Source organism: Halorarum salinum (assembly GCF_013402875.1).
Lineage (GTDB): Archaea > Halobacteriota > Halobacteria > Halobacteriales > Haloferacaceae > Halorarum > Halorarum salinum.
In genome coordinates this window covers 1,042,533-1,059,849 of record NZ_CP058579.1, presented here as the reverse complement: position 1 = coordinate 1,059,849, position 17,317 = coordinate 1,042,533, and the positions used below count along the sequence as shown (strand labels likewise).

Here is a 17,317-nt window from a genome sequence, read left to right as displayed (position 1 = left end):
TCACGGCGACGCTCGCTGCGTCGGGGCGGCGGCGCTCAGCGGGAGTCGGCACGGTCGAGCAGGCTCCCGAGCGTCGGCCGGTCGGTCGACGACGACCCCGAGGAGCGAACGCCCTCCCGGACGACGACCAGCGACGGCGTGACGAGCACGGCGGTGAGGTACGAGTAGAGGACCGACAGCGCCGTGAGCGCGCCGAACTGGCCGAGGATGGGCGTGACCGCGAGCACGAGGACGCCGATGCCGGTCGTGGTCGTGAGCATGCTCCCCGTCAGCGCGCCGCCGGTGCCGCGGACGGCGGCCTCGAGCGGGCCGAACACGTCCCCGGTCCCGTCGTACTCGTCGGCGAAGCGGTGGACCACGTGGGCCGAGTAGTCGGTCCCCAGCCCGATCGTGATCGAGAGGATGGTCGCGGTCAGGGCGTTGAACGGCAGGTCGAGCGCCCGCATCGACCCGGCCAGCAGGGTGACGGTGACGACGATGGGGACGAGGTTGACCAGGCCGAGCGAGGGCTCCCCCTCGAGGCCGTAGTAGACGAGGACGAGGAACGCCGCGGTCGCCGCGAGCGCGAGCGCGAGGCTGCGGATCGCGGACGCGAGGATGACGTCCGTCACCTCCTGGAACACGACGGTCTCGCCGGTCGCGGTCGCCTCGAACCGGTAGCGGTCGGCGACCGCCTCGGCGTCCTCGGTCACCTCCCCCTGGGAGGCGCCGGCCTCGGTCGTGTAGACGACCCGGGCCGCCCGGCGGTCCTCGGTCAGGAACCCCCGGGCCTCGTCGCCGGCGGGCGAGTCGAACAGCGCGTCGTACACCTCCTCGAGGTCGTCGTCGGGGACGCCGTCGTCGTCGACGTCGTTCCGGTCGACCAGCCGCCGGAAGGAGTCCGACTCGTTCGCGTGGGCCCGGATCACGGTGCGGATGCTCCGCACCTCCGCGTCGCGGCCGTCGGTCACGAACGAGTCGGGCGGGTCCCGCGCGGCGCGGTCGAACGACTCCAGTGCGTAGTCCCTCGTCATCGGACCCTCGACGTAGACGGTCACCGTCTCCCCCTGGGCGGCCGTGAACTCCTCGTCGAGGTAGTTGACGTCGCGGGTCACGGTGTACTCGCTCGGCCGGAACGGTTCGGGCAGGTCCTCGAGGTACGCCGGCGTCTCCTCGGGCGGCAGGAAGTCCTCCTCGGCGAACGTGGTGTCGACGCCGAGGCCGTACGCCCCCGAGACGAGCGACAGACCGACCACGAGCGCGAGGAACGCCGCCGGCGCGCGCCGGGCGACGCCCATCCCCAGCGCCGGCACCGCCCCCAGCACCGACCCCGACAGGCCGATGGGGCGCCGACTCGACCCGGGGAGGCCCCGACGCTCCCGCGCCCGGTCGCTGAGCACCTTCGTCGCCGGGAGGAGGACGCCGAAGATGAGGAAGGTGAACGTGATGCCGACCGCCGCGACGGCGCCGAACTCCCTGATGGGCGCGAGGCCGCTGGTGACGTTCGAGAGGAACCCCACGACCGTCGTGCCCGTCACGATGAAGAACGCCACCAGCAGCTGGCGGCTCGCACGCGACATCGACGCCTCGACGTCCCGCCCCTCGACCCGCTCCTCGCGGTAGCGGTTGACGCTGTGGATGCCGAAGTCGATGCCGACGGCCAGCAGCAGGGGCGGGACGGCGATGAGGATCTGGGAGAACGCGATGCCGGCGAGCCCCACGAAGCCGAACGTCCACACGAGCGTGACGCCCAGCGCGAACACGCCGAGCAGCAGGTCGACCGGGTCGCGGTAGGCGACGATCAGGAACAGGAGGATGAGCCCGACGGACGCGGGGAGCACGAGTATCAGCGAGTCGAAGACGACGTTCTCGAACTCGGCCGAGACGATGCCCGACCCGAACACCCGGACGTCGCCGCCGACGGAGTCGACCACCGGCCGGGACCGCTGCTGGATGCTCGACAGCGGGCTGGCGGTGTCGGCGCCCGCCTGCGCCGAGACGCCCGCCGGCACCTCGTGTTCGACGACGGCGACGGTCCCGGTCGCGCGGGCGGCCGAGGGGTTGAAGTCGTCGCTCAACTGGTTCTCGAACGACGCGTTCCCCGCGGCCGTGCGGACCGCGTCGTCGATCTCCGACGCCGTCGCCCCCTCGACCGCTTCGATCCGCTGGTCGGTCGTCGTGGCGTTCGGGTCGAGCGTGCTCGCGACCGTCGAGGCGGCGCTCCGCGTCGAGACGACCCGCAGCGAGGGGCGCTCCTCGAGCCGTCGCTGCGCCTCGAGCATCCGCAGCAGCGACGGCTTCGCGAGCACGTTCCGGTTCGACTGGATGAGCTGTGTTGTGCCGGTGTCCGGTCCGAACGACGGCGTGAACTTCTCGTCGACCGTCTCGAACGCCCGCTGTGCGGGGAGGTCCTCGGTGAACTGGCTCGTGCCCGCCTCCGTCGAGACGTTCCCGAGGCCCACGGCGAACCCGCCGGTGACGACGAGGAACGCGAGGACCACGACCGCCGGGCGCTCGACGATCAGGTCGTCGACGGCGTCCAGGAGCAGACGGAACCGGCTCATGCGCCCCCGCCGGTCGACCCGGACTCCCCGCCGCCCTCGCCCGTCGATCCGGATTCCCCGCCGCCCCCGCCCGTCGATCCGGAGTCGCCCGTCGACCCGTCACCGCCGGCCGACTCGTCCCCCTCCTCGCCCGGTCCACCTTCCGACCCGGGTTCCTCCCCGGCCTCCCTCTCCCCCTCTCCCTCGCCTTCCGCCTCGTCGCCGCGACGCCGACGCCGGAGGAGCCACAGCGCGACCAGCAGCAGCAGGACGACGACGAGGAGCGGAAGCAGCAGGTCGAGGAGGCCGTCGTCCGGCGGTTCGACGACGGTCACGCCGAGGTCGACCGGGTCGGAGAGGCGCTGATCGCCGTCGGGCGTCGTGTAGAGGAAGTCGACCGACAGCGGGTAGGTCTTGAGGCCCGCCTCCGGGCCCGCGGACACGTCGAACCGGATCGTCGTCGACTCGTTCGGCCCGAGCGACTCGACGAACGCCTGGTCGTCCTCGACCGTCAGGGGGGTGTCGGCGAACGCCTTCGCCTGGACGTCTCGCAGGGGTACCTCGCGGTTGTTCGTCACCTCGAGCGCGAGCGTTCCCTCCTCGCCGACGATCACCGTCGCCTCCACCGGATCGACGACGAACGGGTCCCGCTCGGGGGCGACCCGGACGTCGGCGGTGAGCCGGTCGCTCGTCCGGAGGTCGCCGTCGTCGTCCGTGTAGCGGACGCGGTAGGTGAGCTGTCGGCTGCCGGGGTCGGCGCTCTCGCCGATCTCGACGGGGAACGAGAGGTTCGCCGACTCCCCGGGCGCGAGGGCCCCGACCGCGACCTCCGTCTCCACGGCGTTCACGTTCGGAGCGTCCGTCACCAGTTCGAGCGCGACCCCGGAGACGTTCCCGGGGCCGTCGTTCGCCAGCCGGACCGTCACCCTGCCCTCCTCGCCGACGCGGAGGGTGCTCCCGACGGGGTCGACGGTGAACGACTGCTCGGGGGCCGGCGTGAGGCCGAACGCGAGCGGGTCCGAGCGCCGGGACTGCCCCTCCCCGTCCTCGTACTCCACGGTCGCGCGGAACGCGAACGTCTGGTTGCCGGTCCCGTTCGCGGCCCGCACCCGGTACCTGACCGTCCGCGTCTCCCCGGGCGGCCACTCGCCCACGAACCGGGTGTCGTTGACGGCGTCGCCGACCCGGAGCTGTCCGCTCTCGGAGGCCAGCGACGCCGTGGCGTCGGTTATCGTCCGGTTCCCCCGGTTCGTCAGTTCCAGCACGACCGAGCCGGCGTCGTCGGCCTGGAGATCCGAGCGGACCGACTCGACGACGAACCGGTCGCTCGCGCTCTCCACGTCGACGACGAGCGTGAGGGGGTCGCTCGTCCGGCGGTCACCGTCGTCGTCGACGTACTCCACGACGGCCGTGAGCCGGCGCTCGCCGGGCTGTGCGGCGTCGAGCACCGAGACGGGCAGCGAGAACTCCCCCTCGTCGCCCTCGTCGAGGTCGCCGAGGAACGCCGCCGTCTCGCGCGGGTCGAGGTTCCCGTCGGCGTCCGTCAGCCGGAGCACCGCGTCCGAGACGTCGCGCGGGCCCTCGTTTGCCACCGTGCCGTTCACGCGGCCCTCCTCGCCGACGCGGAGGGTGCTGGTCACGCCCTCGACCGCGAACGCCTGTTCGTCGTCCGGCGTGACGCCGACCGGGACCGGCCGCGAGCGCCGGCGGTCGCCGTCCGAGTCGGTGTACCTGACGATCACCCTGACCGGGAACTGCTGGCCGGCCGTCCCGTTCGCCGCGGTCGCCTCGACCGACACCGTCTCCTCGTCGCCCGCGTCCCAGTCGCCGACGAACCGGGAGGCGTTGCTGCCACCGTCGAACCGGTCCCCGTTGCCGCCCGAGTGGAGTTCGAGGTCCTCGTCGGGCGAACGAAGGATCACGGTCGCGTCCGTGAGGTCCTCGTCGCCGACGTTCTCGACGTCCAGCGTCAGCGTCCCCGTCTCGCCTGCTTGCAGGTCCTCCTCGACGTTCGTCACCTCGAATCGGTTGCGCGCCTCGTCGACGTCGACGGTCCCGGGAAGCGACCGGCTCCGGGGGTCGCCGTCGCGGTTCAGGTACTCGACGACGAACGAGAGCCGTCGCTCGCCGGCCGCGGCGTCGCGGGGGACCCGCACCGCGAGCGAGAACTCCTCCTCCTCGCCGTCGTCGAGGTCGCCGAGGGCGGCGCTCGACTGCCGGGCGACGACGTCGCCGTCCTCGTCGACGAGGCGGACGGCCGCGTCGGTGACGGGCCACGGGCCCTCGTTGGTGACCGTCCCCGTCACCGTCCCGTCCTCGCCGACCCGGAGGTCGCCCTCCACGTCGTCGAGCGAGAACGCCTGCTCCTCGTCGGGGCGGACGCCGAACGCCAGCGGGCCCGACTCCCGTCGGACCCCGTCGCGGTCGGTGAACGCGACCGTCGCCTCCAGGGCGTACCGCTGGGGGGCCGAGGTGTTCGCCGCGGTGGCCCGGAACGTCACCGTCTTCTCCTCGCCCGACTCCCACTCCCCCGCAAACCGCGCGGTCTCCGATCCGGTGTCGACCCGGAGGTCGGCGTTGCGCGACCGGAACGTGACGACCGCGTCCCGGACCGTCTCCTCGCCGACGTTCTCGAAGGTGACCTCGACGTCGCCGGACTCGCCCACCTGCAGGTCGTCGTCCACGTCGACGACCTCGAACCGAGGGTCCTCCGCGACGACGAGCGTGACCGACGTCGTCTCCGTCTCCGACTCGTCGTCGCGCTCGTCCCCGGAGACGGACTCGGTGTAGTCGTACTCGAGGGTCACCTCCAGTTCGTAGACGCCGGGCTCCGCGTCCTCGTCGACGACGACGCCGAAGCCCGCCCGGGCGAGCGAGCCGCTGGGGAGGTCGCCCACCGGCGTGGTGCCGGTCCGCACGTCCACGGGCGCGTCGCCCTCCTCGAGGGTGACGCGGAGGTTCCGCGCGGTCGTGACCAGTCGCTCGGCCTCGGGGGGCGTGTTCAGGCCGCCGTCGTCGACGGTGCCGCCGTTGGACACCTGGACGAACAGCCGGGTCCGCTCCCCCGGCGCGACCGTGTCGTTCGGGGCGAACGCGGCGAGGTCGGGCTCGCCCTCGACGGTGACGTCGTCGGGGACGGTCGTCGGCCCGGAGCCCGGAGTCCGCGTCCGTCCGTCCGCGGGCGTCGTCGGTCCCGCTCCCGGCGTCGATCGTCCCGTCCCGGGCGCCCGCGTCCGGCCGTCCCCCGGCGTCGACTCGCGGGGGCTCCGCTCGTCGGACCCCGCTCGCCCGCCCGGGGTTCCCGTTTTCCTCGCGTCGGTCCCCTTCGTCCGCGTCCGGGTCTCGGTCGAGTGGTCCCCGTGTTCCCTCGTCTCGGTCCCGTCGTCGGAACCGTTCGCGGAGGGGGCGTCCTCCCGGTCCGGACCGTCACCCGCCGTGACCGACGGGAGCGCGCCCGGGGCGACGACGCCGAGCGTCGCGCTCGCCACCACGCACGCGGCCACGAGCGCCCGGAGGAGTCGCGGGGACGGCATCCGGGGTCACGCGACCCGGCCGCCGCTCGGTCGGTCGCGTCGGTCGTCCGCCCGTCGCCGGGACCGATGCCGCTCGAGGTCGGAGGGAACCACGCTTACGGAGTCGACGTGCCTGCGGCATTGTACTGCAGGGCTTACCAGTCGGCGACTGCTTCCGTCGCGGATGGCGGTCGGACTAACGTCGGGAGCGGCCACGAAAGCCCCATCTAACGACGTTTACGTCCCCGGCCGCGACCGGAACTCGTTCCGGGGGCGACGACGGGGGTGACCCGGTCGGAACCGATGGAGGAAAACGGCGCCGTCGCGAACCGGCGCCCGATGGACGTCCAGTTCCTCGGCGGCGCCCGCGAGGTCGGCCGCAGCGCGGTCCTCGTCAACGACTCCCTGCTGCTGGATTACGGGACGAAGCCGGCCACGCCGCCCCAGTACCCCGTCGGGGCGTCCGGGGGCGGGCGCCGACTCGACCCGGACGCGGTCGTCGTCTCCCACGGACACCTCGATCACGCCGGCACGGTTCCGTCGCTGCTCTCCGGAGCGGAGCGGCCGGCCATCCACTGGACGCCGCCGACCCGCGAACTCGCCCGCCTGCTCGCCCGCGACACGCTGAAGCTCCGCGGCAATAGCCCGACGTGCCCGTTCACCGGCGAGGACGTCCGGCGGATCGGGCAGGTCTCCGAGGTGCACGGCTACGGGGAGCCGTTCGAGGCCGCCGGCCACGAGGTGACGTTCCACGACGCCGGCCACATCCCCGGCAGCGCGCACGTCCTCGTCGACGACGGCGACACGCGGCTGCTCTACTCCGGCGACTTCCACACGGACGACCAGCGCCTGGTTTCGGGGACGACGGCCCGTCCCGACGCCGACGTCGTGATCTGTGAGAGCACCTACTCCGACGTCGAACACGAGGACCGTGCCGAGGCGGAGCGACGGTTCGCCGAGAGCGTGAGGACGACGCTCTGGGAGGGCGGGACGGTCGTCGTCCCGGCGTTCGCCATCGGGCGGACCCAGGAGATGCTGCTCGTCTGCGACGAGTACGATATCCCCTGTTACGTCGACGGGATGGGCCAGGAGGTGACCGGAATGCTCCGCCGGCATCCGGAGTTCGTCCGGGACCCCGAGGCGCTCCGGCGCGCGAAGTCCCACGCCCGGTTCGTCACCGGTCGCGACGGTCAGCGGAAGCGTATCACGGATCAGCGAGCCGCGATCGTCACCACCAGCGGGATGCTCTCGGGCGGCCCCGCGATGACGTACATCCCGGAGATCCGGGCGAACCCCGTGAACAAGATCACCATGACGGGCTACCAGGTCGAGGGGACGCCGGGTCGGGAGCTGCTGGAGACGGGGAGCGCCGAGATCGACGGTCGGGTGCTCCCGGTCAGCGCGCAGGTCGAGGGGTACGACTTCTCCGCGCACGCCGACCGGCGCGGCCTCCGCGAGTTCCTCGAGCCGTACCGGGACGCGACGGTGCTGGTGAACCACGGCGACCGGTGTCCGGCGTTCGCCGGGGAGTTGCGTGCGGACGGGTACGAGGCGAGCGCGCCGGAGTTGGGCGCGGAGGTGACGTGTTGACGGACGGGCGGCCGTCGACCGACGGATCTACCTGCCGGCGGACGCGTCGAGCGCGACCTGCCCCGGTCGACCGAGCGACGCCGACCCGCGGGGGGGACGGAGCGTCGTTGGCTCACGTTATCCGGCGTTCGAAGTGGCTTACTCCTCGACGTCGACGACGAACGACGACCGCGGGGGTGACGCCCCCGCCCGTCCGGGCGGGCCAGCACGGCGCGGACCGATCGCGCGAATCACGGCGGCTCCCGTCCGGTATCCGCCCGCGCGCCGATCGCCGGTCGAGGTGGACCGCACGGTAGCCGGAACCACGAAATCGACCGGAAGCCGTAAGACCGGCTTACGTGGGGCGCACTCTCCCCGCCGAGATCGGCCGTCCGCGCCGCGGTCAGGCTCGTTCCGCGCCGCGACGGACAACGGCCTCATTACTATGCCCGCGTTGCGATTATAGTTCAAGACCTCATGGAGACGAACGCGGGGGCAGGAGTTTCCGAGGACCCCGGCGATCGGGTCGAGGTTCGGCGGTATCGTCCGGCCGACCGCGCGGACGTGCTCGCGCTGGACGAGGTCGTCTGGGACAGGGCGATGAGCGGGTCGTGGTTCGCCTGGAAGTACGAGCGGAACCCCTACCTGTCGGAGCCGGCCGTCTTCCTCGCGGAGGCGGACGGCCGGGTCGTCGGCGCGCGCCCCTTCATGGCGTTCCGGCTCCGGGCCGGGGACGAGAGCCTGTGCGCCCTCCAGGCGACCGATACGATGGTCCATCCCGAGTATCGGGGGCGGGGGATCTTCACCCGCATGAACCGGCGTGCGATCGACCACTACGCGGACCTGGAGCCCGAACTCTGCTTCAACTTCCCGAACCAGATGGCGTGGCCCGGCTACCGCAAGCTCGGCTGGCGGGCGGTCGACGAGCGGACGACCTACTACCGCGTCCAGAACCCGACCGCGGTGCTAGACGGGCGCGGCGGACGGCTCGTCGGACACGCCGCGGGGCCCGCCCTCCGGGCGCTCCAGGGTGCCTGGACCCGAACCGGGTCCTCGCCCGACGGGTTCGCCGTCGAGCGCGAGGAGGGCGTCCCGGAGGGGGCGCTCGCCGAACTCTACCGGCGCCGCGTCCCGGAGGAGATCCACGCGCGCCGCGACGAGGAGTTCTACCGCTGGCGGTACGCCAGCCCGGTCTGGCGCCGGCACGCGTACGTCGCGAGCGAGAACGGCGACGCGGTCGCCGGCCTCCTCGCCCGCACCCGCACCACGTCCGGCGGGGTCACGGTGACCCAGGTCGCGGACGTCGTCCCCCTCGTCGGCGGTCCCCGGTGGTCCGCCGCCGTCGCGTGCCTCCTCGACCGCGTCGTCGCGGACCACCCGCACTCGGACGTTCTCGCCGCCCACGAGTCGCCGCTGTCGGGCGACCTGCTGCTGGCGTACGGGTTCCTCCCGGACAGTCGCCTGCCGCTCTCGCGGTTCGCGAGCCACCGCTGTACGTTCGCCGTCCGGCCGCTCGTCGACCTCGAGGGGGCGTCCTGGGACGTGAACGGGTACCGACTCACGAACGACTCGAACTGGTTGCTCTCGTTCGGCGAACGGGACACCTCGTAACCGACCACACCACGATCACCGAACCATGACGGAGAAGACGGAACTCGCGTTCGCGAAACTGTACCGACTGTACCGGCTCGGAGTCGTCGTGCTGTCCGCGCCCATCGTGCTCGCCGACTACTTCGGGCGGGAGACGGGCGCCCAGTACGGCGTCGGCCTCCCGCGAAAGCTGCTGTTCGCGGTCCGGATGGCGCGGAACAACGGACGGATTCCGACGGGGTCGACGTTCCTCGAACACCTCGTCGTCGCGACACGGATCCTCGAACTCCCAGCGGAGGCGGAGGGACCGATCGTCGAATGCGGCTGTTACAAGGGCGGGAGCACGGCGAACCTCTCGCTCGTCGCCGGGGCCTGCGACCGCGAGCTCCACGTGTTCGACTCGTTCGAGGGGATGCCCGCGCCGTCCGAGCGGGACGAGGAGCACCTGCTCGTCGAGTCCGAGCAGGTGCACACCTACGCGGAGAACTCCTGGCGGGCGTCGATCGAGGAGGTCCGGGACAACGTCGCGGAGTACGGCGACGCGACCGCCTGCACGTTCCACGAGGGGTACTTCGAGGACACGCTCCCCGAGTTCGAGGAGGGGTGCGCCCTCGCGTTCCTCGACGTCGGGTTGCGCGACTCGGCGGAGACCTGCGTCGAACACCTCTGGCCGCGGCTGGCGGACGGGGGGCACCTGTTCACCCACGACGTGAAACACATGGAGATCTCGGCGCTGTTCTTCGACTCCCCGTGGTGGCGGGAGACGGTCGGCTGTGAGGCCCCCGGACTGGTCGGGGCGGGCAACGGGCTCGGCCTCCACCCCGGCAGCAACGGCTTCACGAGCCTGCTCGGGTACGCGGTCAAGAACCCCGACGGCCTGGAGTTCGAGCGCGTCGCCGAGACGGGGAGCGGGAACTGCGTCGACACCTCGTTCACGGGCGGGCGGTGACTCGGGAGGGCTCGGCGGAGTCGAAGCCACTCCTTCGATTGGATACCGAGTTATCCGTGTATTGTCTTGAACGAGTGGTCTAGTTATGTCCAAGCTCGACGTGTCCAAACTCGGATTCCAGAGGTGCCGAGAGCCCACCAGATCGGCACAGAGGGCGTATCGAAAGCGGCCCGCTGTCGAGAGTCCTTCCAAAGGTTCGCTGCTCGCCCGCAAGCACTGCCAGTGCCCCCGACGTCGTGCGACCTAGGAGAGACAGAGATAAACAGAGATGGGCAGAGATGGACACTCTCCGGAGAGACATTGACCAGAGACGGTCCAGAGACAACTCATAACGGGTGAACTCCAGTACGACCGGCGGCTCTGGCGGGGGGATACACACCACCGTTCAGAGATCCAAACACGACTGCAGTCGTGGGGTTTCCATTTCAATCGGAATAGCCGACTCGATGCGTCCGCCGGCGCACACGCTGTCTGCTACCGGCCCCAGAAGCGTACTCGTCCACGAGAGTGTGACCGTCCCCGTAACCAAACGACACGACACGAGACAGTACAACAGGCGACGGGAGACAGTACGACACGAGACACTACAAAACAAGACGATACGGTACGATACGGCACCGTGTCGTCTGGTAGCTAGCCTACCTCATCAGTTCCCACGCTCGCCTCCTAGGTCACCGTTGGCGCACCTGCTGAGCACGCCTCCCGGACGAGCGAGCCACCTTGGACGCCACACGCCTAGCCGAGCGCTCCCGAGTCCCGCTCTCTACACGAGAGAACCCACGAGCCCGAGTTTGGACCCGATCTAGGAATTCTCGGGTTCACCAAGTCGTTTCCGAAGCCGATCGACCGGATAGATCGCAGTCAACCCGGGCGTATCGAGCGAGAACTGTTGTGGGGGTGTCGTCCGCGCATAGGTCTTCTCCACTCGTGGGTCACCTTCAGCAGGCTCGTTCAGCGCGGCGAGCACGTCGTGGGCATCGTCGATCGTCATGACGACCCAGATCGCTTCATCCGGCTCCGCATCGGCCATCTTGTCGTAATCATCGGGAACCGCACGGATGATGTCGTTATTCACCCGCTCTGCCTCCACTGCGATCCGGACGTCCCCCGACTCGTCGAGCGCGGCGATATCGAGGCGCCGCTGTTCGTCCATGTCGTAGTAGGGGACAACCTCAGTCACCGGCGAGTCCGCATCCGCGACGTACGCCTGTTCGAGATAGCGGCGCGCGACCTCGATCGCGAGGACGTGCTCGCTCGACTCCTCGAGGTCGCCCGCACCGTGGCCGTAATCCACGCCCTGCCGATAGCTCTCGCCGATGACCGAGCGACCATCCGGCGTCACCGTGTAGAGGCGGTGAGGATGGTCCGTACCGTGGCTGAGATATTCGGAGTCGAGCAGATCCTGAAGCGGGTCGCCCCCAATGTCGACGTACTCCTGGAGCCGGATCATCGAGTCCGCAACGAGGTCGTACTCCAGCCGGTCATACCGGAGCTGCTGGGCGTTATAGACGGCCTGGAGGAACATGAGCTGTCGATCCGACCACTCCGACGCCGCTCGCTCGTCGGGCGAGAGTTTGAGGTTGAGCTCACAGATGGGGACGTCGTCCCGGTCGACTTCGGCGAGCGACGAACAACACGAAATGGCACGCTTCATACCCGCGATGGAGGGGTCGTACCGATTGTCACACGCAGTACAGCGGAGTGCGTGCGTCTCACCCTCGTACTCGACCGTGGGCGGCATGCGATTCGTGTGGGGGAGCGCCGAGTCGACGCGAAGCCGAGGGTCAGCTGCTTCCATCTCGGCGTCCGCCTCCTGGGTGGCCGCACTCGGCTCTCCCAGGGTCAGCCCCGACTCACCGAGCGTCCGCTCACGGACGTCGGCGAGTTCGTCTGTGAATCCCGCGCGTTCCGCACGGGTGAGTTGGCGCGGTCCCGCAGGATCACCTGGCGGCGGCGGCAACGATTCCACCGTAAAGGGGCGGGGTTCATCCACACCGAAGGCAGCCGGCAGCGCCACGAGCCACTGACCACGCCGGAGCGCCCGAAGGCGGTTTCCAACCGCCTGTGGCGTCAGCTCGTCGGTGGCGAGCCGCTGGGCCAGTTGCCGGTCGAGCGGGACGTTCCCCGTGAGGAACGTGGAAATGTTGTTCAACACCTCGTCGTAGGCCGTGGGATCGGCTTCTCGCAACTGCGCGGGGAACTGCATGGCGAGCGTCATCGCACAGTTGAAGCCACGCGACTGGGCGAGCAACTCCTTGAGGAGGTCCGAGACGGCGACGCTGGCGGCCTCTTCGACGTAGACGTTCACAAGCGCATCGTCGGTGCCGCGACGCGTGCGACGGCGCAGCGCCGTCCACAGGTTCGAGAGCACCACCAGCGTGAGGACGCGCTGGGCTTCGCTCCGCAACTCCCCGGTGTCGATGATGATCACTTCATTCTGGTTGAGGTGGTCCGCGAGGTCGAAGTGCGGGTCCGTTCGGTCGGCTTCGTCGTCGGGGACGTGATTGAAGATACGGGCGAGGCGCTGGTCGATGGGGACCTTCTCCATCCGATTGGCCACACCCTGCATGATCTCGTCGAACGTCTGTGCACGGTTCGCGACCACACCGCCCAGCATCCGTTCGAGGTCGCCATCACTCACCGGGGGAACCGACTGGCGTTCGTGCATCCGGCGAACGGCGCCGTGGAGTTCTCTGTGGGAGAATGCGTCCTGTCCATTGACGGGGTCGAACAGCGCCTTCACCATGTAGCGAATCACATCGGGAGAGCGGACCGCCTGCTCGAAGCGCTCTTTCCCCATGATCTGGGTGAGGATCTCGATGTAGTGATCGGTCGCGTCCTCGACGGCCGTCGTCCGGGGAACGCCCGCGTCGAGTTCGTCGCGAATGTCGAAGAAGCCGAACGCGGGGAGCGTTTCGGCACAGTCGAAGTAGACGACGTCCTCGAGGCTGCCGTACTCGACGTAATGTGCGCGGAGGTAGTCGGTCGCCATTCCATCACCCTTCGGGTCGATGAGGATGTCCGCACCCGCTGTGGCCCGGTGATTCTCGAGGATGGCGGTGATGAGACTCGTCGACTTGCCCGAGCCAGTCTTCCCGAACCAGCCGACGTGAAGCGGTTGTAGCGCTGTGGGGAGCGAGATCGACTGTGAGTCGGTGATGCCGTCCTGCGTGAGCGGGCGGCCGAGCGGGAGCCCCTCAGTTCGGTAGTTCGCGAGGATATCGTGTGGTGGACGGGGGAGGGCCGTTCGTTCCCCGGGGGTGGGGGCGAGTGCCCGCTTCCCGGCTTCGGTGAGCGTGCTTCCATCGAGCAGGCAGAACACTGGGGCTTCGGTCGGGTCCGCGACGATGCCGCGACTCGTGTTTTCCGTCCACGGGAGTTTCGCGGTAAGGGTCTCGTAGGCCGGTGGATGGACGGTTCGAGTGGCGAGGCCCTCGAGGACGGCGTGGGCGGCGTCGCCGCTGTGATGTCGCGATTGGACGCTGTAGCAGGTATGGCTCACCGGCTCGAATGCGGTGGAGAGCCCGTCGAACGCCCGTGGTGTCCCCTCACCGTGTAGGGAGTGTGTGACCACCCGGGCGTTCACGACGAACGAGCGCCTGGCGTCCTTCGCGTCGAGTTCCTCGAGTCGCGTCGCCTCCGGGTCTCTCCCAGTCTGGTCGGGGTCGACGCGTGGGATGATGCCGTCGAAGAAGCGCTGGGCTGGCGTGTCCAGACCCCGCTTCAGTCGGTCGCGCCGACCCGTCGCCTCCGCGTGCCAGTCCGGTAACGGCTGGCAGAGCGCCTGATAAATCGTTGGTGAGGTGGCGCCTGCTAGGGCCTCGATAATGGCCGAGAGTGGGAACCGCGTCTCCGGCGTGTCGGTGAAGGTAGAAAACGGTGTCAGGCGTGTCTGCCAGTCGTTGCGTCGCTCAGCGACGCCGACGAACTCGATGGCGTGGACGGGCTGTGAGTCGCCGTCGGACGAGTCCTGTGTCGTATCGGTGGAGGCGTCGGCCGCATCCGTCGCCGCCTCTGTCGGGGCGTCGGAGCGATGGTCGGTGGGCTCAGACGTCGGGAGGAGATCACTCGGGTGCCACTCGGTGCGGGTGAGTTCGTACTCGTTGGGGACGAGCGTGCGATAGCACTGTTCGAGTGCGTCGAGGGCGTCCGGGTCGTCGACGCCGACGTAGTAGCGAAGCGGCGTCTCGGGATCGCCGTCCGTGACGAGTAACCACTCGATCGTGGGTGGGGCTGGAGTGGAGAACAGGTTGGCGTACCAGGACCGGTCGTCACTCGTGGCCTGTGAGAGGGTATGCAGTCGGCGGAACTGTGATTCGACGGTCCTCGAGTTGAGTGGAGCGTCCGTCGGCGTGCAGTCGATGTACTGGCGCGGCGTCGGGTGGGAAGTGATGTCGGCAGGTGACGGCATGTCGTCCGGGTGTGTGGTGGATGCGGTCGACTGTGGACGCATAAAGCTCCGTACAGGCGTTATGAAACGTCGGTCTGACGTGTCCGCGGGGTGACTGGGTGCGTCTGGTGTGTGGGGGCTCGTGGTGACGGCTTCGGAAGCCCCCGCGGCTGTCGACTCGGTGCGGCCGCTGCGCTCCGCACCTCACTCGCTCCGCTCGTTCGGTTGCGGTGCTTGTCGGTCCGCGCTTACGGAAGACTCGCTCCGCTCCTCTTCCGAATTCTCGTTCGCTGCGCTCACGAGAACGTTGCCAACAGCCGCGGCCCCTTCCAGTCCCGCCCCGCTTGGTGGGGATGGAGCGTCGCCCCCGCTCTCCCGGTGTGCACGCGGTGCACGGGTTGAGACTTTTGAAGTTTCGCCGTGTTTCGGGTGCCTCACCGGATCCCGGAGGATGCACAGCACTTTGGCCTCCTTCCCGTCATGGGCCGTCCAGCAGGGACAGATAGTAAAATCTAGATTAGTAAAAACACGATTAAGATAATCGGCAGCATTACATTCGTCGCGGCGTATGTGCCACCATGGCCCACCCGCGTTTCGTCGACCGCGGTGAAGAGCTCGAGCTGCTGGAGTCGCGTTTCGAGAGCGAGACGGCTGAGTTGATCGTCGTCTATGGGCGGCGGCGACTCGGCAAGAGCGCACTCGTTCGCGAAGCAATTCGAGGGCGTGATGATGCCGTCTACTGGCAGGCGACCGAAGAAACTCCGGACGCTCAGCTCGCGAATTTCGTCGACACGGCATGCGAGCAGTTCCCCGTCCTTGACGACATCCGGCGCGACTGGGAAGCCCTCCTCCGGGCACTCGGTCGCCAGGACGCAGTCGTGGTTCTCGACGAGTTTCCCTATCTCGTCGAGTCAGACGAGGAGCTCCCCTCGAAGATCCAGCGCGTCTGGGACATGCATCTCGAAGCGACGAGCATGACGCTCGTGCTCGTGGGGTCATCGATCAGCATCATGGAAGACAACGTCCTCAGTGGTGGCAGCCCACTGTACGGCCGACGGACGGGGACGATCGATCTTCCCCCGCTCGACCTCGCGGATGCACAGCAGTTCTATCCCGCTGACGACCCCGACACGGTCATCCAGACGTGGGGGGTGTTCGGGGGCACGCCGTACTATCTTCAGGCGCTCACACCGACTGGCTCACTCAGCGAGAACATCCAGTCGCATATCCTGTCAGAGCACGGTGTCCTCCACAACGAGCCCGAGTTCCTGTTGCGCACGGAATTCGGGATTCGTGAACCCCAGACGTACTACACAATCCTCCGTGCGATAGCGACCGGAAAGCGCGTGGCCAACGAGATCGCTGGCTTCGCTGGCGTCGACTCGAACACGCTCGGATCGTATCTCTCGAAACTCCGGCGGCTCCGACTCGTTGAGCGCGATATTCCCGTGACTGCGAACCCGAATGCGACACGGAAGAGCCGGTATCGGTTGAACGAACCGTTGTTTCAGTTCTGGTTCCGGTACGTCTACGGCCAGCAGGGCAAACTCGTGCAACTCGGTGACGACGCCTACGACCAGCTGGTCAAGCCGACCGTCACCGAGTACATGGGTACGATCTTCGAGCGGGTCTGTCAGATCGCACTCCCGTCACTGATTCCCAAGACGTACCAGGGAATCGGCTACTGGTGGCACCAGCAGCACGAACTCGACGTTGTCGGGCTCGCCAGCGACGGGACGCTCGTCGTCGGTGAATGCAAGTACACGACCAGGCAGATGACCGAGGGTGACCTGGCCGAGCTCGAACGGAGTGCGACACAGGTGAAGTGGTCGCCGCCGAACGGCGCCGACCGTGAGGAGCACTACTGTTGTTTCTGCAGATCGGGGTTCTCCGATGACCTGCAGCAAACGGCTGCGGACCGCGACGACGTGTCACTCTTCACGCCAGCCGACATCGTGACTCAAGCCGGAGAATAACGAGGGCTATCCATTCGTCGGTGAGAAATACATAACGGTCACGTCACAGTTGCGACGTCGCTACCAGTCCCGTCCCAGACGAGCAGGTTTGGTCCACGACCCGAGCGGTGAGGCGTTACCTCGTACCCCAGTTGGCCGTCTTCCACCGAAACCTGACGCCCGCTCTCGACTTCGTGTGACTGTGCGGGAGGCGACGCCCCGGGTGGCACTCATGAAGCGCGGCCCCGTCCAGTCCCACCCCGCTCGGTGTGTACTCGAACTCGAGCGTCGCCCCCACTCGCCCGGTGTGCACGCGATGGGAGTTTGTCGGCACCCCTGCGGGGTGAGGTGCCTTGCATGTCACCATCATCGACACCCACCCAACGGTTCGACCGTCTCGAACAGTTCATCGCCATCAACCGAGGCGCACAGCAGTCGGCGGACCCGCTCGTCGGCCTACCGAGTCGCTGTCCCCACCGGCAGTCTGATCGGACACTGGCGCGTATCGGCTTCGACGTACTCGATTGTTGTGAGCGATGCGGGCTCGTCCTCACACGGATTCCAGTCACGGTCGGCTCGCGCGGCTCGACAGGTGAGACGCGGTGACGGCTCACCGATTCGCGATCACGTACGAACTTGACGAGGATGGCCAGCGCCAGCACGTGTTCCAGCCCGCACCCGAGCGCGGTGGCTGGAATCGCATCGAACTCCGTCGCGAGCACGCCGAGGACCCCTGGTACCAGGTCGGGATGGAACCGGTCAGGGACGTCCAGTTCGAGGCGACGCCGGTGTGTCTGCCGGATGGGTTTGCGGGGCCGTGATGTGCGTCA

8 protein-coding genes are annotated in these 17,317 nt (G+C 68.7%); 5 read left to right on the top strand and 3 right to left on the bottom strand.

Annotated elements, in window-relative coordinates; genetic code table 11:
• Positions 1–35 precede the first annotated feature (35 nt).
• On the bottom strand, positions 36–2,543 hold the full coding sequence (locus HUG12_RS04980; RefSeq protein ID WP_179267706.1) for an efflux RND transporter permease subunit: 2,508 nt from the start codon (positions 2,541–2,543) through the stop codon (positions 36–38).
• Complete coding sequence (locus HUG12_RS04975) at positions 2,540–6,055, bottom strand: COG1361 S-layer family protein (protein ID WP_179267705.1); 3,516 nt, start codon at positions 6,053–6,055, stop codon at positions 2,540–2,542. The genes HUG12_RS04980 and HUG12_RS04975 overlap by 4 nt, the downstream gene beginning before the upstream one ends.
• A 318-nt stretch (positions 6,056–6,373) precedes the next feature.
• Here HUG12_RS04975 and HUG12_RS04970 point away from each other — a divergent pair, with 318 nt between their 5' ends.
• From HUG12_RS04970 to HUG12_RS04960, 3 genes are all read left to right on the top strand, one after another.
• On the top strand, positions 6,374–7,624 hold the full coding sequence (locus HUG12_RS04970; RefSeq protein ID WP_179270572.1) for an MBL fold metallo-hydrolase: 1,251 nt from the start codon (positions 6,374–6,376) through the stop codon (positions 7,622–7,624).
• Between the two features lie 456 nt (positions 7,625–8,080).
• A complete protein-coding gene (locus HUG12_RS04965) occupies positions 8,081–9,214 on the top strand; it encodes a GNAT family N-acetyltransferase (protein WP_179267704.1) in 1,134 nt (377 codons plus the stop codon).
• Positions 9,215–9,239: 25 nt separating this feature from the next.
• Positions 9,240–10,142: a TylF/MycF/NovP-related O-methyltransferase gene (locus tag HUG12_RS04960; protein ID WP_179267703.1), complete on the top strand. Its 903-nt coding sequence runs from the start codon at positions 9,240–9,242 to the stop codon at positions 10,140–10,142.
• Between the two features lie 802 nt (positions 10,143–10,944).
• On the opposite strand, the gene HUG12_RS04955 is transcribed toward HUG12_RS04960, so the two are convergent.
• Positions 10,945–14,553, bottom strand: a complete 3,609-nt coding sequence (locus HUG12_RS04955; protein WP_179267702.1) for an ATP-binding protein — start codon at positions 14,551–14,553, stop codon at positions 10,945–10,947.
• Positions 14,554–15,110: 557 nt separating this feature from the next.
• Between HUG12_RS04955 and HUG12_RS04950 the strand changes: the two genes are divergently transcribed.
• Together HUG12_RS04950 and HUG12_RS04945 are read left to right on the top strand one after the other, a co-directional pair.
• Positions 15,111–16,508 (top strand): ATP-binding protein, encoded by a 1,398-nt coding sequence (locus tag HUG12_RS04950; protein WP_179267701.1) that lies wholly within the window; start codon positions 15,111–15,113, stop codon positions 16,506–16,508.
• Positions 16,509–17,089: 581 nt separating this feature from the next.
• Positions 17,090–17,308 (top strand): hypothetical protein, encoded by a 219-nt coding sequence (locus HUG12_RS04945; protein ID WP_179267700.1) that lies wholly within the window; start codon positions 17,090–17,092, stop codon positions 17,306–17,308.
• Positions 17,309–17,317: the final 9 nt, after the last annotated feature.